The organism is Pseudorhodobacter sp., assembly GCF_034675685.1.
GTDB lineage: Bacteria > Pseudomonadota > Alphaproteobacteria > Rhodobacterales > Rhodobacteraceae > Pseudorhodobacter.
This window is the reverse complement of the sequence record NZ_JAUCDA010000018.1, coordinates 41695-62156: the sequence shown is the minus strand read 5'-3', so window position 1 is coordinate 62156 and position 20462 is coordinate 41695. Positions and strand designations below refer to the sequence as shown.

Here is a 20462-nt window from a genome sequence, read left to right as displayed (position 1 = left end):
TTCAGCCGAGTTTGCCCGTAAGTACAATTAAATCAAGCCGAAAGAAGCGCAGCTAGAAAATGCTTTGGCCAATCGCCAGATAATCCGCATCCTCCCAGTGCAGACCTGTTTCCTCAGCATAAAGCCCCTGTTCCATATCCAGCACAAAAAATTGATCTGCCCGCAAATCCGGTCGCACAAACGCGCCCTTGCCACAGGCAAGCAATCTGGCGCGTGCTTTTGGCGGCACCGTTACCAGATGCGTTTGCAATGCGCGGGCGATTTTGCCCGATGGGATATTTGGCACCTCAAGCTGTTTTACTGCCTCAATTGCGGCCTCATCGCGGGGGATGATGACTGGCACCATCCCACTTTCGATAATCCGGAATTGCTCGGCCACGGTGCGAAAGTTGAAGTTGGTGCGGTTACGCTCCAGTTTGAAACCGGCAAGAATTTTCTTTGCATCAAGCCGGGCATCCAACCGCCAATAGACTTCCGAGAAATAGCTCTGGATTGCTTCGGGCGATTGCAGATCCTCAAACAGATCACGCATCCGTGCCATATCGCCGATCAGCCCGGCAATTTCTACCGGGGTGGAATAGCCATCAGGCGTGAACACCGTCACTTGCCCCAATGCAGGCAGCAATTCACCATTGCGGTTCACGCGGCCCGCCACCTGAACGATCTGGTCCAACCCCGCCTCGGCCCGCCATGCGCAGGGAAACGATACGTCCACCCCCGCCTCAATCAGGCTGGTCGAGATTACACGGCAGGGCAGACCATCGGCCAACCGTTGCCTGATACGGGCCAGAATTCGCCGTCGATGCGCCGCATATTGACGGGTCGACAGATGGAACAGCCCCTCCATCCCAGCCGCCTCGCGCCACAGATCCAACGCGTGCGCCCGACTGTTGACCACCACAAGCCCCTGATCAACGTTGCGCAAAGCTGAAATAAGGGCCGCGTTGTCCATTGTGCCCCCATGGATGATCTGAACCCGCCTCAGACGCTTGACCAGATCGGTCGGGTCTGGTGCCAATTCGCGTCCAGCAAGCGCAAGGCCGCCTTTCAAAGTCTCACCCACGGCGGGCTGCGTTGCGGTACACAGCACGATTGAGCAGCCAAACAGCCGTGCAAGGCTATCGAGCATCGCAAGACAGGGTAGCAGCAAGGGACGAGGAATGGTCTGCGCCTCATCCAGAATGATCACGCTGCCTGCAATATTGTGAACCTTGCGCGCACGGCCCGGTCGCGCGGCAAACAGGCTTTCAAAAAGCTGAACATTTGTTGTAACGACAACCGGCGCGGCCCAATCCTCCATCGCCAACCGCAACTTGTCGCGGCCCTCACGCATTTTGTCATCCTCGATGGCAGAGTGATGCTCCAGCACAGTCTCGGCGCCCAGAACCTCGCGAAAAATCGCTGCCGTCTGGTCGATGATTGAGGTGAACGGGATCGCGTATATGATCCGCCGATGACCGTGCTGGCGCGCATGGTCCAAGGCAAACCCCAAGGATGCCAATGTCTTGCCCCCACCTGTCGGCACAGTCAGGGTAAACAACCCCGGTCCCATCGCGGCTTTGGCACGCACATGGACAAGGATATCTTTGCGCAATGCGTTGATGTCGCCGCAGCTTGAAAATTGTGCCATATGCGCGTCAAACCGCGCTGTCATTTCGGGCAAAACCGTTGCCAAAGATGGCCAGTCCCGGTCTTTGGCTCCCTCAACGGCTGCATAGAAATTTTCAGTGTCGCGGTAATCGGCATCAACAAGACATGAAAACAGCATCCGTGTGGCCACAGATATGTCGAAGCCATCTCGGCTTCTATCTGTGCGGTGTTTTCCCAACAGATTATTAAGCTGCGTAAACAGCCCCGATGGGGGCGGTTCGACCTCGGTTTTCCAGACCGGAGCAAGCGCGTTCTTATGCGCTTCCAATCGGCGATCCATGCTTGACAGCGAGTCTGTATTTCGGTCCGGCAAGCCAGCGTGATGCCCAAGGATCGCATAGGCGATCATCTCTCGTGGAATTTGGTCTTTCGGCGGCGCATCCTTCAGCAGAACCGCCGCACCTGCGGTAGAGTGATCCACACGATTAACCTCACCCGCCAGCTTACGCTGGAATGCAGGGTCATATTTGCCCAGATCGTGGTACAATCCGGATGTGAAAGCCGCTCCCTCCAGCCCAAGAGGTGCTGCACGTTCAGAGGCTTGGCTGGCCACCTGTCGCAGATGGTCCGCCAGTGTTTGCCATGTCTGACAGGCCTCTGATGTTGAGTGCGCATAATTTTGAGTCATTCGACCGACCAATCTTGTCAAACCGGATCACTAATATCCGCTAAGATGAACACAGCACAAAGCGGCGTGTTTTAGCAATCAGCAAAGAACTGGTCCCGCAGCAAATGCAAACTGACCTCGTGCCGCCATCCCTTTCCTCTTGGCGCACCATATCGCGGGTAAACTCCTATCGCCTTTTGGGTGAAAAAGGCGCCTAGAATTTGATTTTTGCTGCCCATTCCTATGTCATAAATATCACCGATATGCTTTGAGTGCCGCCCGGACCTTGGCACAGTCTTTCCAATCTACCTGTTCCGCATAAATTCAACCACCATATTACCAAGCGCGAATATATCTCTTTCAGTGAACCCCAAAAGTGCACCGCCAACATTCGTGCCGATGTGTTCAAGGACTTTGAAGCGTCTTTCATCTGCCAGCTTGCCATAATGACGCTCGGTGATCTGTTCATTCTCATGTCCCATGTTCTCCGACCATGCCTTGCGCTCGAGCTGGGTCAGTGGACGTTCATCGCGTTCGGTGCCAATGCAGCGCTTTGCGGAATGTGGGGTGTACTTGACGCCGCTCTCGCGGCAGGCGATGCCAAAGGCTTCGCTAACAGCATGTTTCGTTGACATTACGGGGACCGGCTTGCGGTTTAAGCTAGAAACCTTTGGTCGATGCTTGAGCCAAATATTGTCTGGAAAAAACGCGTCTTCCTCTATAAGCTCCAAATCCTTTAGCGCCTGGATCCACTCGATGACAGCCGCCTCGAATCGCTTGGGAAGTGGAAACCACAAGATATCAATGCTTTTGCCCGAACTGGTCCAGCGTCCTGTAAAATCAGCCGCTGACCCCAAGTTTCGCTGGACCTCACCTGCCAAATTTACCGCGCCAATTGGGCCAACTATGCGCGCACGCAACCTCTGCTTGCGAACAGGCCAGTTGGGCTTTTTGACCGCTCACCCATTGATGCAGTCCAGTTTGAAGGCCGGAAATTGCTTGAACAGCTTTCCGCATCTGGTGAGAATGTGGACGAATTGGATTTGTAGGCATTAGAGGCGTTGATGGAGAAGGCCAAGGCAACATCGCTTGGCATTCAGGCCCTTGCTGGCAAACTTCAATCCCCGCCCTACGCCCCCATATTGCGGATCAATTCCATTTGCCGCTCATGCGTGACGGGCAGGTAAGAGTTGATCGTGGTGGCCATATTCTCATGCCCCAGGTTCATCGACCACGCCTTGCGCTGCTCCATCGTTGTGCTGATCTCATCGCCGTATTTGGTCAGCGTCTTGCGGAAGGCATGGGGCGTATATTGCGGCATCTGCACAGCGGCAAACGCGGCCTTGATGATCGTGTTCAGCTTGGACGCATTGGCAAAGCCTGTCCGCGCAAGGCCCAGATTGGCAAAGCCCTTGCCCTCCACCACGCCTACCCACGCTTTGGGAAACAGCGCATCTTCTGGCCCGAACAGTTTGACCGCACGCAGATACGTCACCCAAGCGATGAAACAATCCCGATAAGCGGCATCGACCGGAAAGAACTGGCAATGGATCGTCTTGGCGGCCTTGGTGTTCACCTCACGCGCATCTTGGAAAACATGGCCAAGATCAGCATTCACATGCTTGAGCTTAAGCGATGCCACCGCCCCATCCCGCGCGCCTGTCAGCATGAAAAACGCAAACAGCGCCTTATCGCGTTTCTGGAACTCAGTCTCAGACGGCATCGCCTGAAACGCATGGGCGGCCTGTTGCATTGACGGGTATGGGATTGCGCGCTGGGTATGCGCCACCCGTGCCGCTTTGCGCGTGTTGTTGAAGTATTCAACATCGGCATAGGTCAGCACCCGCCTGAACCCTTGCTGACTGACCAGCCAGTGAAAGAACCCTTTGACCAAACGCAGCGTTGCATCGACGGTTGAAAAGCTAAGGGGCTTCTTAGTGCGTTCGTTGCGTTGCTTGCCCAGATAGTCCTTGAAATCCGCCGCCTGCTGGCGATGGAATTTGGTAAAAGGCTTGAATTTTGTGCTGGCCTCAAACTGCCGGATTGCCGCCCGCGCCTTGTCAATCGACGTATCGTCCTGACCTTTCGCGTTGCGCAAATAGGTGGCGTAGTCGCGTTTGATCCGTTCGTTCGCCTCAAGGTATCGCTTCATCGTATTATTCCTTGTACTGCTTGGGTTTTGGCCTGTTCTTGATCATCATTTCCGCCTGACTCAGCGGGGGACCGGAAGTTATGGTTCACGCTAGGTTTGCAAGGTTCCTTTAGGGCCGATTCCTGTTGCGTGTGGCGATGGTCAGAATTGGGGCCAATTCAGCGCAATGCCTTGGGCTGGCAAACTTGCCACATAGCCCTTGGCATTCCTCACACAGCGCCTCCAGCCTGCCGCGCGTGGCGGTGTAGGGGGTGTAGTCTGCCATCCCGCCATACGCCCGCCTTGGCGCATTGCAGGTCATGCATAGGAACTGATCGCGCGCCAAACGGCGTTCCGGTTTGCTTGACCGTTTCTTGAGGAAGTCTTTAAGCGCAAAACCCAAAATCAAATGCGGCTTTTGGCTGTCCAAGACCATAAGCCCGGCTGGCCGCCACGACCGCACCGTTTGCACCGAAACGCCCAGCGCATCCGCCAATTGCTCATAGGTGTATTGGTCGTGGATTTTGATTTTGCGCGCCGATACGCGCTTGGCCATTAGGCGCGCTCACCCTTGCCGGGATCAACCCGGCTGGCTTCGGCCCAAGCGTTCAAATCTGCCCCGCGATAGATGATCTTGCGGCCAAGGCGGTAAAAGGCTGGCCCCATGTGCTTGTGACGCCATTGCGCGAGTTTGTCGTGATCCCCGATGAGATCAAGTTCGGAATCACCAAGGACCTAGTTTCGGTTTTGTTCAAACAAATCGGTTATGTTTCAATCTCCTGTGCTTGCTTTCAGGAGTGCGTTCAATTCAAAGATTATGGAAGTCGGACAAAAGCGACAAAACATCAGATTAGGGCCTGTTGAGATTCATCGAGAGTTGATGATAGCGGCGGCCAGATAGATTATTGAAGCGAAGCTCTGGTCTGTTTTACAGGCCCGCAGGGCTATACGTTTGAATTCCTTCAGTTTTTGAAAGTAGTTCTCAATCAGATGCCGCCATTTGTAACTATGGTTGTCGAACTCTGGCGGGAATTTTCGGTTGGATTTTGGCGGGATGACCGGAATAATTCCTGAAACACTCAGGGTTTCGCGCAGCCAGTTGGCGTCAAATGCGCGATCCGCAAGGAACATTTTGCAGGAAATACCCTCAATGATCTCCGCCGTTTCGCGCAGATCATGGACTTGCCCCGGCATCAGACGAAATGAAACCAGATTGCCGAGCGCATCAGTCAGGCCCAGAATTTTTGTGGTAATTCCACCGCGAGATCGCCCTATAGCCTGGCTTTGAGTCCCCCTTTTGCGCCCTGTCCGTGGCGGTGAACCTTGCAGATTGTGCCATCAATCATGACGCATTCCATGTCTGGATCACCCGACACGGCGTCAAATATCCGTTTGAAAACATCGGCTTTGACCCAATGTCGGAAGCGTTTGAAAATGGTGTTCCAGTTGCCAAATTCAGCTGGAAGATCACGCCACGGGGCACCGGTTCGGGCAATCCACAAAACCGCCTCCATGAAAACGCGACTGTCCCCACCCGTGCGACCGGGGTCACCTTTTTTGCCAAAACAATGCGGCTCCATCAAAGCCCACTGGGTATCGTTGATAACAAAACGCTCGCTCAACATCCAAACCTCCTTTTTTGAAGGAGTGAATCAGAAGTCAGCCAAATTGTGAATCCTAAATCTCAACAAGCCCTAGTTTTGTCCGCTATTTTGTCCTCATTATTTACGAGGTTTTGTCTTCTCCATATCTGCGGCCTTAATGGCTCGACCTAGGGTCTTGGTTGCTACGATGAGGCCGAATTGCTGTTTGATTTCACGACATGCCTTGGTTAAGGTGCTGTGCTGACCACTCGGGTGGAGTTGGAGGTAGTGGTGCAAAGCTTGGCTTTGTTTCCCCCTGTAGTCCAACTTGCGTGGCGGCGGCTGGCGAAACTTCCAAGGGTGTCAAAAAACGAGATTTGACGATGTGTCTGCCCCGCCATCGCTTCGCCTGCTCGGCACTCAGACACAAAGCACACCCCGCGAAAGCCTGAATGACCCTCGGCAGGAAATGTTCCATCAATCACGTCACCACTCCAGGGAGGGGGCTGGTCGGGGATGATGAAGCGCGTCCGTTCGAACGTGATAGGTAAAGTATGAAACACTGCCAGTTCCGAAGCCTGTCCAACCCCAAATGGGTATCTTTGGCGCCAGGTGGTGCTTCCGCATTCAAGGTCAGTCCATGCTTCGAAAGAACGTGAACCCATCTTGTAAAGCCAATAGTTGTCTGGCCCGGCTTCCTGCGGATCACTTGCAACCAAGGCGCTTTCAAAGACTGACAGTTTCGAGAAAAGGCGTGACCTACCACCGTCTAATACGGTTTGAAGCGAGTCAGCCTACCGTCGTCGGCTGCTGCAGAAAACATCCATATCATTGATCAGGCTTAGAAAAACATCTTCGCTAAAATCCAGGGGTGACCCGAACTCATCCGGAAGTATATCTGCCTGCACGCAGTATTTTTGCCGGGCAATTGCGGATAGTCTGACATAATGCTTATCAATGAACTCTTTCCAAAGCTCAGCGACAGAAACATATTCAGGCGGACAAAACATTTTAACCTTCCTCTGGTAACTTATTCCCTTCGGACACAAACCCCGACCACTGCCCCATTAACGCCCGCCGCTTGTCCAGCAAATCAGACCGCGCATAGGCCCTCTCAACATCGTTACCCACCTTATGCGCCAAACTCATTTCCGCAACCTCTCGCGGTGCGTTTGCCGCCTCAGAGGCCCAATCGCGGAAGGTGGACCTGAACCCATGCACCGTGACGCCTTCGACCTGCATCCGGCGCAACAGCATCAGCATGGCCATGTTCGACAAAGGCTTATGCCGCTTCTGGCCTTCAAACACATAATCTGACTGCATAGCGCGCAAAGGCTCGATGATTGCCAACATTTCATCGGTCAGCGGCACCCGATGCACCACGCCGCCCTTCATCCTTTCGGCAGGGCAGGTCCATAGCCGCGCGTCAAAATCAACCTCGCCCCACTGCATCCCCAAAACCTCGCCCGTGCGTGATCCGGTTAGGCAGGTGAACATCAGCGCCTTGGCCGCCATTGCATCGCGGGTTTTCAGATCAGCATAGAAAGCCGGCACGTCTTGCCAGCGCATCGCGCTATGGTGTTTGGGCTTGGCCTTCACCTTGGGCAATACTTGCGCTTCATGGATCGCGGTCACGGGGTTTTCACCCGACCGGAACCCCTTTGACTTGGCGACATCCAGCACGATCTTGATGCGCTGCGCCAAACGTCGCGCGGTTTCATGCTTTTCAGTCCAGATTGGCGACAGGCACATCAGCACCTCCGGCTGACCAATGCTGCCAATCGGCATCCGCCCGATCTTGGGGAAGGCATAGTCACGCAAGGTGTTGATCCATTGCGCACCATGCTTGGCATTCTTCCACGTTGGCATCCGGTCAATGTGAACCTGCCCCGCGATTTCCTCAAAGCTGGGTATCTCGCGCGCGACATTAAATCGGGGGTTCAAGCCTTGCTTGGCCATCCGCCGATATTCCAACGCCCGTTCCCGCGCATGGTTCAGCGTTACCACATCTGCCCCACCCAAACCGAAGTCCGTGCGCAGCGGCGCGCCCTTGGCGTTGCGCTGACCTTTGACCACCACCCGCACGATCCAGCGCCGCGCGCCCGAAGGATCAACCACCAGATACAACCCGCCGCCATCGCCATGCCGCCCAGCGCCAAGATTCTCCCACCAGCTTCTTTGTCAGCTTACCTGTAAGGGCCATTATTCATACCACATTCCATACCACCCAAAAAAAGAATGGAGACGCAATCGAAAGAAAGCCAGAACAATCTAAACCGGCAAGAAACCCCAATGAAATAAAGGAAAAAGGTCGCCCAAGGCGACCCGTTCAAATCAATAAAAATAGGATGGTGGCGGAGGCGGTGGGATTCGAACCCACGGTACGGTTCCCCGTACGCTCAGTTAGCAACCGAGTGCTTTCGGCCTCTCAGCCACGCCTCCGACGGGCATCATTTAACAACGCACAGGCGCGTGGGCAAGGGTGAAAACACGGGTGGGGCAGATTTAGCGGGGTATTGCGCCGGTAAGGGTATAGCGCAGGATCTGCGCGACCTGTTCGGCGCTCTCAACCACCGCAAGGGCGGCGGCGTCGACCTCTTTCAGGGCATGCTGATGATCTGGGCCATGCATCACGATCAGGGACTTGCCCAAAGCGGCGGCTTGGCCGGCATCAAAGGCGGCATTCCATTGCTTGTACTTCTCGCCAAATCGCACCACGACCACATCGGCGGCCCCAATAGCGTGGCGGGTGCGGATGGCGTTAAGTTTGGCACCTTTGTGATCATGCCAGAAGTTGGAGGTTTCGGCCCCCAGAATAGTGGCGCCGCAATCATCCGACGCATCGTGATCGGTGACGGGGGCGCTGAAAGTTACATCAAGATCAGCGCATCCGGCGATAACCTCGGCCCGCCAGTTGCTGTGAATTTCTCCGGCAAGATATACGTTCAATGTCATAGCGACCTCCTGTTATCGGCAGCCTAGCGGTTCAGGTTCAGGGCGGCAACGGCTGATGGGGCGCCATGGGCTGCACCGACATCCAAGGGGGGGGGCGTCGCAGATATGAAAGGTTTTATGGAACTGGCCGCAATACCTGACTTTATTTTGGCCAAGCTCGGGGAGGTCCGCGACAGGAAAGCCTTTGTGCCCGTTGCAACAGGCTAATCGCCAACCGCCTTGGCACTTCTGATATGCATTCCATAGAGGCTTTGAACTGTGGCTGATATATGCGATGTGTCGGGCTGAATGCCGCAAAAGCGCAAGCGGGAGTGGGCGGTTCAGGACTGGCCAATAAACTGGACTGGTCAATAACTTGGATTGGCATTTGAAGTCACAGGGGAAGACCCTGATGGGCGAATCGTTTTGGAGTGAAGAACATATGACCAAGCGCAGACAGTTTCTGACGAGTTTTGGCGGTGTGGCCATTGCCACGCTGATGGCAACCGGGGTGATGGCCCAAGAGGTAACGTTGCGGCTGCATCAATTCCTGCCCGCGCAGGCCAATGTGCCAAAGCTGATTTTGGATGTTTGGGCTGATAATATCGAAACAGACAGCGCTGGCCGCATCAAGGTAGACCGCTTTCCCTCGATGCAATTGGGCGGTACGCCGCCGGAGCTTATAGATCAGGCGATTGACGGTGTGGCCGATGTGATCTGGACTGTGGTCGGCTATACCCCCGGCCGTTTCCCATCGACCGAGGTGTTGGAACTGCCGTTCATGGTCAGTGATGCGCGCGCTGCGTCTTATGCCTATTGGAAAATCTCTGAAGCGCATATGAAAGATACCGAGTTCAAGGACCTGCATGTGCTTGGCACCTGGGTCCACGGCCCTGGCATTTTTCACACCGCCGATCCGGTGGAAAAGCCCGCCGACTTGCAGGGTATGAAGATTCGCGGCGCTTCACGCATGGTGAATATCATGCTGGAAAAATTGGGGGCCGAGCCGGTGGGCATGCCGGTGCCGCTGATCCCCGAGGCCCTGTCAAAAGGCGTGATTGATGGGGCGACAATTCCGTGGGAAGTGACCGGGTCGCTGAAAGTGCCGGAATTGGTAGAAAACCACACCGAGTTTGAAGGCGCAGCCCTTTACAACATCACCTTTGTTCTGGCGATGAACAAGGCGGTTTATGAGGGGTTGCCCGAAGATCTGAAGGCCGTGGTTGACCAGAACTCGGGCCTGGATTTCTCGGTGTTCGCGGGGGCTACACAGGCGGATAGTGACGGGCCGGCGCGCCAATTTGCGGTGGACCGTGGCAATACCATCATTACCATCAGCCAAGCAGATGCCGAGGCGAACTGGCTGCCGCTTGTTGCACCGATCTATGCCTCTTGGGTGGCTGATATGCAGAGCAAAGGTATTGATGGCCAGGCCCTGATTGATGAAACGCGCCGCCTGATGGCTGAATATCTGGCCGCGCACTGATTTATAGGGTGCCTTGGTAGCCCGTTGCAGTAAAGGCTGCAGCGGGCCGCTTTTTGCGCCGCGTCAAAAAGGCAGAGAATGCACCGCTTTTTTCTGAATATATCGCAGGGTCTTGCCTATTTGGGCGGGGTGATGCTGTCGGCGCTGGTGCTGCTGACCGTCGTTTCCATTGCTGGCCGTAAACTGAATGATACGTTGCATAAAATGGTTTCGGCGGATTACTTTACGGGGGCCGCGCAATGGTTGCTGGATGCCGGTATCGGCCCGGTCAGCGGTGACTTTGAGTTGATCGAGGCCGGAGTGGCTTTTGCCATCTTTGCGTTTTTGCCGCTGTGCCAGATCACCGGGGGCCATGCCGCTGTAGATGTCTTTACGGCCGGGTTGCCGCCCCGGATTGCCAGGGTCTTGCGGGCCGTGATCGAGGTGGTTTTCGCCGCCGTTCTGGTGCTGATCGCGGTGCAGCTTGGGGCGGGGATGGTCAGTAAACAGCGGTCGGGGCAGACGACGTTCTTGCTGCAATTTCCGCTGTGGTGGGCCTATGCGTTGTGCCTGACCGGGGCCGTTACCGCTGCGGTTGTTGCGGTTTACATCGCGCTGTTGCGCAGTGTCGAGGCTTGGTGCAACCGGGCTGTTCTTGCCGATGAGAGGGCAGAGCCATGAGCGATCTGGCAGTCGGGCTGTGGTCTTTTCCGGCGCTGTTGGCGCTGATATTTCTGCGCGTGCCGATCGGTTTGGCGATGTTCATCGCGGGCCTTGCCGGGATGAGCATCATAGGCGGCGGGCCGTCGGTGGCCCTTGCGCGGTTGAAATCGGAAACCTTTACCACGTTTTCCAGCTATTCCCTGTCAATCGTGCCAATGTTCTTGCTGATGGGGCAGTTCGCCACGCTGGGGGGCATGTCGCAGGCCCTGTTCGGCGCGGCAGAAAGCTGGCTGGGGCATCGCCGTGGCGGGGTGGCGATGGCGGCCGTGGGGGCCTGTGCGGGGTTCGGGTCAATTTGCGGGTCATCGCTGGCCACGGCGGCCACAATGGGCCGGGTCGCTTTGCCGGAATTGCGGGCCTATGGCTATGCTGGCGGGTTTTCAACTGCGGTTTTGGCGGCAGGGGGAACATTGGGGATATTAATTCCGCCCTCAATTGTGCTGGTGATCTATGCGATTTTGACAGAACAAAACATCGCCAAATTGTTTCTGGCAGCATTCATTCCAGGGGTTCTGGCGGCGCTGGGCTATATGCTGGTCATCGCGCTTTATGTGCGGCTGTATCCGGGTGCGGCAGGGGTGCGGGCGCGGGTGCCCTATGGCCAGCGGATGGCGGCACTGGTCAGGGTTTGGCCGGTTTTTCTGGTATTTGTCACTGTTGTAGGCGGAATTTACGGGGGCATTTTCACGCCAACGGAAGGGGCTGCGGTGGGGGCGTTCGGCACTGGGCTGCTTGCCTGGCTGAACGGCGGGCTTACCCGCGCGACACTGGCCGACAGCTTTTTCACCACAGCCAAATCCACCGCGATGATCTTTTTCATCGTGCTGGGGGCGGCGTTTTACAACGGGTTTCTGGCGCTGTCCCAAGTTCCACAAGAAGTTGCGGCATGGGTGGTGGATCAGGGGTTCAGCCCATGGATCGTGTTGGTTCTGATCTTGGTGTTTTATCTGCTTTTGGGCTGTTTGATGGACAGTCTTTCGATGATCTTGCTGACGATCCCGATTTTTTGGCCCGTGATCCAAGGGCTTGATTTTGGCATGGTCAGCATGGCCGAGCTACATGCCGCCCGCGCGCTGGAGGCACTTGCCAAGGGGGCGGCCCTCGCGCCTGATGTGCTGGACAGCATCCATACGGCGCTGGCGCAAGGGGCAGAATTGACGCGTGACCAGATCAAGGCGTTGGGCTTGCGCGGGGTGAATGCGGGGGCATTGGCGCGGATCAACACCGAGCAAACAGCGATCTGGTTCGGGATTTTGGTGCTGATCGTGGTGGAAGTGGGGCTTATCACCCCTCCGGTTGGAATGAATCTGTTTATCATCAACACGATGGATCGCAAAACGCCGATGATTGAAACCTATCGGGCCGTTGTGTTCTTTGTTGCCTCGGATATCGTCCGTGTGGCGATTTTGGTGGGCTTTCCGGCAATCACCCTGTTTTTGGTCGGCTGGTAGGGAAAGGCGGCGTCGCGCCCTGCACAGTCGAGGTTTTTCCAGAAATCTGGCCTTAAGCACGTACACGGTTTGGCCCTACGTTCGGGCTTGGCAAATCGCTTGTGTTGGGCTGATACTGCGGCATCAACATTCTTGCCGGATGGCGCTGCCATGCCTGCATATCGCAAAAGGTGACAATATGGAAACGATGACCCATAGCAATGACTTGTCTGGCGTGATTGAGGCCGATCGCGCCAATATCTGGCACCATCTGGTGCAGCATAAACCCTTTGAAACCGTTGATCCCCGGATCATGGTGGAAGGCAAGGGCCTGCGGGTTTGGGATGCCAAGGGCAAAGAGCATATCGACGCGGTTTCAGGCGGTGTCTGGACGGTGAACGTCGGCTATGGCCGTGAAAGCATTGCGCGCGCGATCTATGATCAAGTGCTGAAAATGAACTTTTACGGTGGTTCTGTCGGCTCGGTTCCGGGGGCTTTGTTCGCCGAACGGCTGATTGAAAAGATGCCGGGCATGAGCCGGGTTTACTATGCCACCTCGGGGTCCGAGGCGAATGAAAAGGCGTTCAAGATGGTGCGCCAGATCTCGGCCCGGCATCATGGCGGCAAGAAATACAAGATCCTGTACCGCAACCGCGATTATCACGGCTCTACCATCGGGACGATGTCGGCCGGCGGGCAGTATGAGCGCAACGCCCAATACGGACCCTTTGCGCCGGGTTTTGTTGAGGTGCCGCATTGCCTGGAATACCGCAAACAATGGGATGTCGAAAATTATGGAGAGCGGGCCGCAGACGCGATCGAAGAGGTAATTCTGCGCGAAGGCCCCGATACTGTCGGCGCGCTGTGCCTGGAGCCGATCACGGCTGGTGGCGGGGTGATTGTGCCGCCCGCAGGCTATTGGGACCGGGTGCAGGAAATTTGTCGGAAATACAATATTTTGCTGCATATTGACGAGGTCGTTTGCGGCATGGGGCGCACGGGAACCTGGTTCGGCTATCAGCATTATGGCATCAAACCCGATTTTGTGAGCTTGGCCAAGGGCGTTGCCTCTGGCTATGCTGCGATTTCGTGTATGGTGACGACCGAGGCGGTGTTTGAGCAGTTCAAGGATGACCCGAGCGACAACCTGTCCTATTTCCGCGATATTTCAACCTATGGCGGCTGCACGGCGGGGCCTGCCGCCGCCTTGGAGAATATGCGGATATTGGAAGACGAAGACCTGCTCGGCAATACGTTGCGGATGGAAAAACGGCTGATGGGGAATCTGCACAACCTGATGGACAAGCATCGGGTGATCGGTGATGTTCGCGGCAAGGGCTTGTTTTGTGGGGCGGAATTGGTTGCAGACCGTGACAGCAAGGAACCGGCCGAAGAAAAGAAGGTTGCCGCCGTGGTGGCCGATTGCGCGGCGCAGGGCATCTTGATCGGGATGACAAACCGCAGCATGACTGGCCTGAACAATACGCTGTGTTTGTCGCCTGCTTTGATCGCGACAGCGGATGATATCGACCAGATCACCCATGCGATTGACAAGGCGTTGACGAAGGTCTTCTCCTGATACACCAATGGAAAGCCGCCTTGTCTGAAAGGGCTGGGCGGCCTTTCCGTGCCGCTTGGCTACGGTAGTTGGCCGAGCAAAGCCCAAGCTTTCCCCGCCGCCCTGCAAAATCTTTGACAACCGTTCAGACACGATTAACCTGCCATCATTTGAACTTGACGGTTTTGAATTGTTTTTAAAGGGGGCGCTATGCCGACCATTGTACACACTGTAAAAAAGGGCGAAAATCTGGATAAGATTGCGAAGTCTTATGGGATCGCAAACTTCAACAAGATCTACAGTGATCCAGTCAATGCGAAATTCCGCAAAACCCGGCCAGACCCAAACAAGATAGAGCCGGGTGACAAGGTAATCATACCCGATTACGCACTGACCCCAAGCAAGCGCCGGGATCTCAAATCTCTGATCCAAACGGTTGAGGCCCGGATCAAGTCGTTACAAGCCCTGAAAGCCGATCAGATCAAAACCACAGCAGAGTTGGTCGGTGAAATCACTGGTGCCCAACGTGGATTCAAGAAAACTTCCAGCGCCGTAGACGCCGCCTCTACCTTGATTTCGCTTTTGGGATCATTGGGAAAGATCACCGCCATTGGCATGAAAAACACTGGAAATGTAGCTTCTGAAATCGCAAAGTCGAACAAGGCGGTTCTGGATGAGGTGGCTGGCATGCGCCTGACGGCCCTGTCTCCCGCTTTGCAATCTGTCGCGCAATCAATGGGCAAGTCGTCGAAAAAAGCCGTGGTGGTGGTGGGCATTACGGCGGATTCCTTCTTCAAGATGCAGAGCCCCTCATTTTGGGGAAAAACCCTTCTCAAAGCCAAGAATGAAGGCATGATCAAGCTGCTTGTGGCCGGAAAATTCGGGGACAGTTGGAGCGCCTGGTCCAAGTCTGTGAATTGGGACCCGGAAAAAGAGTTTGAGGCAATGAAATCAGCCATGCAAAAGCAATCCAGCGAGATTGAAAAGCAACTGGCCGTGCTGATCGAGGATCAGAAAAAGTTGCTGGCATCGCTGAAGGCTGTCGAAGGGCTGTAGCCAAAACAGGCAGGCTGGGCTGCGGCCATCTGGTTCTTGACATCAATGGCGGAAACATGCGCACTGGGGCCAGTTTCTTTTGTCTGATAAGGCCAGAATGACGATCCCGCCCGAAGCATTTTTTCTGCATGGCAATCTGCGCGGCACGCTGCAGCAGCGTATTCGGCAATTGGTGGCCGAGGGCATTGTGGCGGGTCGGTTTCGCGCGGGCGAAAAGATGCCATCCAGTCGGGGGCTGGCCGCGCATCTGGGGGTAAGCCGGATAACCGTAACACTGGCCTATACTGATCTGGTCGCCTCGGATTATCTGACCTCGCAGGGGCGATCGGGGTATTACGTTTCAGAAAATGCGCCTTTGCAGCCGATGTTTGAAACCGGGCCAAAACCGGCTGTCGATCACGTGGATTACGCCGCGCTGACGGGGCGGCGGTTTTCATCGACCGAGCATTTGCAGCGGCCTGCCGATTGGGCGCAGTTTCGCTATCCCTTCATTTACGGGCAAGCGGATGTGACCTTGTTTGATCATCAAAACTGGCGGCAATGTGCGCTGCGTGCCTTGGGAAAGCGGGATTTCGAGGCGCTGACCAGCGATTACTATGACCGCGATGACCCGTTGCTGATCGAATATATCTTGCGCAATATCCTGCCACGGCGCGGAATCGAGGCGGGCCCCGGAGAGGTTTTGTTGACCATGGGGGCGCAAAATGCGCTGTGGCTGGCCGCGCAGGTCCTGACCGGGCCAGGCAAGCGGGCGGTGGTAGAGAACCCCAGCTATCCCAGCGTGCGGGCAATTTTGCAGCAAACCGGCTGTTCGGTGGATTGGGTGGATGTCGACGCCGATGGCCTGCCACCCGAGGCGCTGCCAGCGGCGGTGGATGTGGTGTTTACCACGGCAAGCCATCATTGCCCGACCAACGCCACCATGCCGATGCCGCGGCGGCGGGCGTTGATAGAGGCTGCCTCGGAAAAGAACTTTGTGATTGTCGAGGATGATTACGAGTTTGAAATGTCTTTCCTGAAAGCGGTATCGCCCGCGTTGAAGAGTTTTGACAGTGAGGGGCGGGTGATCTATGTCGGCTCGTTCTCCAAATCTATTTTTCCCGGCGTGCGGCTGGGTTATCTGGTCGCCCCCGAGGGGTTTATTCGGGAGGCGCGGGCATTGCGGGCGCTGTCCTTGCGCCACCCGCCGGGGCATATTCAGCGGACGGCCGCGTATTTTCTTAGCCTCGGCCATTATGATGCGCTGGTGAACCGGATGAAGCAGGCGTTCAAGCGCCGCCGTTTGGCGATGGGTGAGGCGATTGAGGCGGTCGGGCTGCACGTGGCGGGGCAGAGTGGCGTCGGCGGGTCGAGCTTTTGGATGAGGGCCCCAGAGGGCGTCGATACCGAAGTTTTGGCCAGAAAATTGCATTGTGAGGGGGTGTTGATTGAGCCGGGCCGCGTGTTCTTTGACCCTGCGCGCGCGCCGCGCAATTACTACCGATTGGCCTATTCGACCATCGCTGTGGGGCGTATTGCCGAGGGGATTGGGCTGATCGGCGATGCGATTGCGCGGGCTGGACCTAAGTAGGCGGCAAAACTGGCCCTACTACGCGGTTTGGAGGGTAGAGTATCTTGGCGGCAACGCGGCGCCTGTGCCGCCAAGCGGAGTTTGCGCCATGAAAATGACCACCGAAGAAGCCTTTGTCAAAGTTTTGCAAATGCATGGAATTGAGGATGCGTTTGGCATTATCGGCTCGGCCATGATGCCGATTTCCGATTTGTTTCCGGCTGCGGGTATCAATTTTTGGGATTGCGCGCATGAATATACCGCCGGGATGATGGCCGATGGCTATGCCCGCGCCACCGGCAAGATGAGCATGATGGTCGCGCAGAATGGCCCCGGAATCACCAATTTCGTAACCCCGGTAAAGACGGCCTATTGGAATCACACGCCGCTGTTGCTGGTCACGCCGCAGGCCGCAAACAAGACCATCGGTATGGGCGGGTTTCAGGAAGTTGAACAGATGGCGCTGTTCAAGGACATGGTGGCCTATCAAGAGGAGGTGCGTGACCCCAGCCGGATTGCCGAGGTGCTGAACCGGGTGATCTTGAAGGCCAAGCGGGCGAGTGCGCCGGCCCAGATCAACATTCCGCGCGATTTCTGGACGCAGGTCATTGATATTGATCTTCCCAAGATCGTTGAATTTGAACGGCCCGCGGGCGGTGAGGATGCAATTGCACGGGCTGCTGACTTGCTGTCAAATGCCAGGTTTCCAGTGATTTTGAACGGCGCAGGCGTGGTGCTGGCAGGGGCCATTCCGGCCTCGATCGCGCTGGCCGAGCGGTTGGATGCGCCGGTGTGCTGTGGCTATCAGCACAATGATGCCTTTCCCGGCAGTCACCCTTTGTTCGCCGGGCCGCTGGGCTATAACGGATCCAAAGCGGGGATGGAGCTGATCTCACGCGCTGATGTGGTGCTGTGCCTTGGCACGCGGTTGAACCCGTTCTCGACGCTGCCGGGCTATGGAATCGACTATTGGCCCAAATCGGCCGCGATTATTCAGGTTGACCTGAACCCTGACCGGATCGGGCTGACGAAACCTGTGACGGTGGGGATTGTGGGCGATGCAAAAAAGGTGGCAGTCTCAATTTTGGCGAAGCTGGCAGCGGGGGCGGGTGACGCCGACCGCGATGCCCGCAAGGCGATGATTGCGCAGACCAAATCAGCCTGGGCACAGCAGCTTTCCAGTATGGACCATGAGGAGGATGACCCCGGCACCACTTGGAATGCGCGGGCGCGCACTGCCAAGCCGGATTGGTTGAGCCCACGAAAAGCGTGGCGGGCGATTCAGCAGGCGCTGCCGAAAGAGGCGATCATTTCAAGCGATATCGGCAATAACTGCGCGATTGGCAATGCCTACCCGACGTTTGAGGAGGGACGGAAATACCTTGCGCCGGGCCTGTTTGGGCCTTGTGGCTATGGCTTTCCGTCCATAATGGGGGCAAAAATAGGGCGGCCTGATTTGCCCGTCGTGGGGTTTGCCGGGGATGGAGCCTTTGGCATTTCGATGAATGACATGACTGCGATTGGCCGTGATGGGTGGCCCGCCATTACCATGGTGATTTTCCGCAACTACCAATGGGGGGCCGAAAAGCGGAATACGACCTTGTGGTATTCGGACAATTTTGTCGGCACCGAACTGGATACCAAAGTCTCTTATGCAGGCATCGCGCAGGCCTGCGGGTTGGCGGGGGTCGTTGTGCGCACGATGGACGATCTGACTGCCACTTTGCACAAGGCCATCGCTGACCAGAAGGCGGGCAAGACCACGTTCATCGAAGTGATGATCAACCAGGAATTGGGCGAGCCGTTCCGACGCGATGCGATGAAGGCCCCGGTGGCTGTGGCTGGCATTTCCAAGGATGATATGCAGCACCAACCGCTTGCCACTTGACGCTGCCTTTTGATCTGAGCCTGGCTGCCGCCGCTTATATGGCGGTGGTCTTGTTCGGGGCGGCGTTTGTGCGCGGCTATTCCGGCTTTGGCTTTTCGGCGCTGACGGTGACAGGGGCGGCGCTGGCCACCAATCCGCTGCATTTTGTCGGCGTGGTGTTGATGCTGGAATTCCTGATTACATTCCAGCAGTGGAATGGCGTTTGGCGTGATGTTGATTGGCGACGGGTGGCTGCGCTCATGGTCGGCTCATCGGTGGGGGTGCCGTTGGGGCTGTGGGCGATCACCCAAATCCCGCCAGATGCGGCGCGGGCAGTGATCGCGGTTTATGTGCTTGGCATGTGTGCCGTGCTGATGCGGGGCTGGGTGCTGACGCGCCCGCAAACCTTGCCCGCGCATGCTGCGGTTGGCGGTGTTGCCGGGCTGGCCAATGCCGTCGGCATGGGGGGGGCTGCCAGTGGCGACCTATTTCACGGCGCAAGCGCTGGGCTCGCGGGTTTTTCGGGCCACATTGATTGCCTATTTCGCGTTGCTGGATGGGCTTACCGTGCCTTTGATGTGGTGGCACGGCCTGATTACTGCGGATACGCTGATCGCAATGCTGGCCGCGCTGCCCGTGGTGGCTGGCGGCGTCTGGCTGGGTGGGCGGCACTTTCTGAACACCGACCCGCAAGACTTTCGACGCTTTGCGATTGTGCTTCTGGCGGTTTTGGCGATGCTGGGGTTGGTAAAGGCCGTGATGTAAAGGGGCAGGCATGCGCAAGGTTCTGGTGATTAACGCGGGGTCATCCTCGATCAAATTCGCGGTTTTTCTGGGGGCGGATCAGGTGATTTCCGGTATCGCCGCCGAGATTGGCGGGGCCTCGTCGCTAAAGGTCGCGGGCCATCGGCAGCCAATGGATCTGCCCGATCACCAGTCGGCCATAGCGGCCTGCCTTGCTGCGCTGGAACAGGCGGGGCATGGCCCGGCGGGGCTGACAGCGGCGGCGCATCGGGTGGTGCATGGCGGCGCGGATTTTGCCGCACCTTGCCGGATAGATGCGACGGTTCTGGCCGGGATAGAGGCCTGCGTGCCGCTGGCCCCGCTGCACAACCCCGGCAATCTGGCGGCGATCAGGGCGCTGGCGGTGCTGGCCCCCGACTTGCCGCAATTTGCCAGTTTTGATACCTCGTTTCATGTCGGGCAGCCCGAGGTTGCAACCCGCTATGCGGTTCCGGGGCATGTCGAGGCGCTGGGCATTCGGCGCTATGGGTTTCACGGCATTTCCTATGCCAGTCTGGTGCAGGCGATGGCTTTGCGCGGGCCGTTGCCCCGGCGGTTGCTGGCGCTGCACTTGGGCAATGGGGCCTCGCTTTGTGCGATCCTGGACGGGCGCTCTGTGGCGACAACGATGGGCTACTCGCCGCTGGAAGGGCTTACCATGGGGACGCGCAGCGGCGGCATAGACGGCAATGCGGTGCTGCGGCTGGCCGAATTGCACGGCGTTGACGGCGCGGGCCGGATCTTGAACCATGAAAGCGGCTTGCTTGGGCTGGGGGGGGCTTCGGATATGCAAGCGCTGGGGCAGGCGGGCACGGCGCAGGCGGCGTTTGCGCGCGCGCATTTTACCTATTGGGCCGTAAGGCATGCCGGGTCGATGATTGCTGCGATGGGGGGAATTGATGCACTGGTCTTCACGGCGGGGATCGGTGAAAATGATGCCGGAATTCGGTTGGAGATTATGGCGGGGCTGGCGTTTACCGGCCTGGTTATGGATGCGGCAGCCAATGCGGCTGGCCGGGAAAAGCTACATGATCCCAAGTCGTTGGTTGCGGCCTGGGTCGTTCCGGCAGCCGAGGAGGCATGGATCGCCGCTGAGGCGCTGGCGGTGATGGATAAAGGGATTTAA

Annotated in this window: 15 protein-coding genes, 1 tRNA gene and 1 pseudogene; 9 read left to right on the top strand and 8 right to left on the bottom strand. The window is 56.8% G+C overall.

Annotated elements, in window-relative coordinates:
• Positions 1 to 52: 52 nt before the first annotated feature.
• From VDP61_RS15785 to VDP61_RS15750, 8 genes and pseudogenes are all read right to left on the bottom strand, one after another.
• On the bottom strand, positions 53 to 2278 hold the full coding sequence (locus tag VDP61_RS15785) for a CRISPR-associated endonuclease Cas3'' (protein ID WP_323007827.1): 2226 nt from the start codon (positions 2276 to 2278) through the stop codon (positions 53 to 55).
• A 284-nt stretch (positions 2279 to 2562) separates the two neighbouring features.
• On the bottom strand, positions 2563 to 3054 hold the full coding sequence (locus VDP61_RS15780) for a hypothetical protein (RefSeq protein WP_323007826.1): 492 nt from the start codon (positions 3052 to 3054) through the stop codon (positions 2563 to 2565).
• A 332-nt stretch (positions 3055 to 3386) separates the two neighbouring features.
• On the bottom strand, positions 3387 to 4409 hold the full coding sequence (locus VDP61_RS15775; RefSeq protein ID WP_323007825.1) for a site-specific integrase: 1023 nt from the start codon (positions 4407 to 4409) through the stop codon (positions 3387 to 3389).
• Between the two features lie 109 nt (positions 4410 to 4518).
• Positions 4519 to 4944 carry a hypothetical protein gene (locus VDP61_RS15770; protein ID WP_323007824.1) on the bottom strand — a complete coding sequence of 142 codons (426 nt, stop codon included), beginning with the start codon at positions 4942 to 4944 and terminating at the stop codon, positions 4519 to 4521.
• 311 nt (positions 4945 to 5255) lie between these two features.
• Positions 5256 to 5968, bottom strand: a pseudogene (locus tag VDP61_RS15765) (IS5 family transposase).
• Positions 5969 to 6982: 1014 nt separating this feature from the next.
• Complete coding sequence (locus VDP61_RS15760; RefSeq protein ID WP_323007823.1) at positions 6983 to 8089, bottom strand: tyrosine-type recombinase/integrase; 1107 nt, start codon at positions 8087 to 8089, stop codon at positions 6983 to 6985.
• A gap of 234 nt (positions 8090 to 8323) precedes the next feature.
• Positions 8324 to 8413 (bottom strand) — tRNA-Ser (locus VDP61_RS15755).
• A 63-nt stretch (positions 8414 to 8476) separates the two neighbouring features.
• Entirely contained in the window at positions 8477 to 8926 is a 450-nt protein-coding gene (locus VDP61_RS15750) for a YtoQ family protein (RefSeq protein ID WP_323007822.1), read from the bottom strand.
• Between the two features lie 421 nt (positions 8927 to 9347).
• Here VDP61_RS15750 and VDP61_RS15745 point away from each other — a divergent pair, with 421 nt between their 5' ends.
• The 9 genes from VDP61_RS15745 to VDP61_RS15705 all read left to right on the top strand — a co-directional run bounded on the left by VDP61_RS15745 (position 9348) and on the right by VDP61_RS15705 (position 20462).
• Positions 9348 to 10391, top strand: a complete 1044-nt coding sequence (locus VDP61_RS15745; protein ID WP_323007821.1) for a TRAP transporter substrate-binding protein — start codon at positions 9348 to 9350, stop codon at positions 10389 to 10391.
• 78 nt (positions 10392 to 10469) lie between these two features.
• Positions 10470 to 11051, top strand: coding sequence for a TRAP transporter small permease (locus VDP61_RS15740; RefSeq protein WP_323007820.1), 582 nt, complete (start codon positions 10470 to 10472; stop codon positions 11049 to 11051).
• Positions 11048 to 12544 (top strand): TRAP transporter large permease, encoded by a 1497-nt coding sequence (locus VDP61_RS15735; RefSeq protein ID WP_323007819.1) that lies wholly within the window; start codon positions 11048 to 11050, stop codon positions 12542 to 12544. Before VDP61_RS15740 ends, VDP61_RS15735 begins: the two co-directional genes overlap by 4 nt.
• A gap of 178 nt (positions 12545 to 12722) precedes the next feature.
• Positions 12723 to 14102, top strand: a complete 1380-nt coding sequence (locus tag VDP61_RS15730) for an aspartate aminotransferase family protein (RefSeq protein ID WP_323007818.1) — start codon at positions 12723 to 12725, stop codon at positions 14100 to 14102.
• Between the two features lie 189 nt (positions 14103 to 14291).
• A complete protein-coding gene (locus VDP61_RS15725) occupies positions 14292 to 15137 on the top strand; it encodes a LysM peptidoglycan-binding domain-containing protein (protein ID WP_323007817.1) in 846 nt (281 codons plus the stop codon).
• A gap of 97 nt (positions 15138 to 15234) precedes the next feature.
• A complete protein-coding gene (locus tag VDP61_RS15720; protein ID WP_323007816.1) occupies positions 15235 to 16707 on the top strand; it encodes a PLP-dependent aminotransferase family protein in 1473 nt (490 codons plus the stop codon).
• An 88-nt stretch (positions 16708 to 16795) separates the two neighbouring features.
• Positions 16796 to 18574: a sulfoacetaldehyde acetyltransferase gene (gene xsc / locus VDP61_RS15715; RefSeq protein ID WP_323007815.1), complete on the top strand. Its 1779-nt coding sequence runs from the start codon at positions 16796 to 16798 to the stop codon at positions 18572 to 18574.
• Positions 18571 to 19347: a sulfite exporter TauE/SafE family protein gene (locus VDP61_RS15710; protein WP_323007814.1), complete on the top strand. Its 777-nt coding sequence runs from the start codon at positions 18571 to 18573 to the stop codon at positions 19345 to 19347. Before xsc ends, VDP61_RS15710 begins: the two co-directional genes overlap by 4 nt.
• Positions 19329 to 20462 (top strand): acetate/propionate family kinase, encoded by a 1134-nt coding sequence (locus tag VDP61_RS15705; protein WP_323007813.1) that lies wholly within the window; start codon positions 19329 to 19331, stop codon positions 20460 to 20462. Before VDP61_RS15710 ends, VDP61_RS15705 begins: the two co-directional genes overlap by 19 nt.

What these genes read in the sequence shown, in the direction of transcription:
- VDP61_RS15740 (WP_323007820.1), top strand. Translation starts at nt 10,470, where the DNA reads ATGCACCGCTTTTTTCTGAATATATCGCAGGGTCTTGCCTATTTGGGC.
- VDP61_RS15705 (WP_323007813.1), top strand. Translation starts at nt 19,329, where the DNA reads ATGCGCAAGGTTCTGGTGATTAACGCGGGGTCATCCTCGATCAAATTC.
- VDP61_RS15720 (WP_323007816.1), top strand. Translation starts at nt 15,235, where the DNA reads ATGACGATCCCGCCCGAAGCATTTTTTCTGCATGGCAATCTGCGCGGC.
- VDP61_RS15745 (WP_323007821.1), top strand. Translation starts at nt 9,348, where the DNA reads ATGACCAAGCGCAGACAGTTTCTGACGAGTTTTGGCGGTGTGGCCATT.
- VDP61_RS15770 (WP_323007824.1), bottom strand. Translation starts at nt 4,944, where the DNA reads ATGGCCAAGCGCGTATCGGCGCGCAAAATCAAAATCCACGACCAATAC.
- VDP61_RS15785 (WP_323007827.1), bottom strand. Translation starts at nt 2,278, where the DNA reads ATGACTCAAAATTATGCGCACTCAACATCAGAGGCCTGTCAGACATGG.
- xsc (WP_323007815.1), top strand. Translation starts at nt 16,796, where the DNA reads ATGAAAATGACCACCGAAGAAGCCTTTGTCAAAGTTTTGCAAATGCAT.
- VDP61_RS15775 (WP_323007825.1), bottom strand. Translation starts at nt 4,409, where the DNA reads ATGAAGCGATACCTTGAGGCGAACGAACGGATCAAACGCGACTACGCC.
- VDP61_RS15750 (WP_323007822.1), bottom strand. Translation starts at nt 8,926, where the DNA reads ATGACATTGAACGTATATCTTGCCGGAGAAATTCACAGCAACTGGCGG.
- VDP61_RS15730 (WP_323007818.1), top strand. Translation starts at nt 12,723, where the DNA reads ATGGAAACGATGACCCATAGCAATGACTTGTCTGGCGTGATTGAGGCC.
- VDP61_RS15735 (WP_323007819.1), top strand. Translation starts at nt 11,048, where the DNA reads ATGAGCGATCTGGCAGTCGGGCTGTGGTCTTTTCCGGCGCTGTTGGCG.
- VDP61_RS15725 (WP_323007817.1), top strand. Translation starts at nt 14,292, where the DNA reads ATGCCGACCATTGTACACACTGTAAAAAAGGGCGAAAATCTGGATAAG.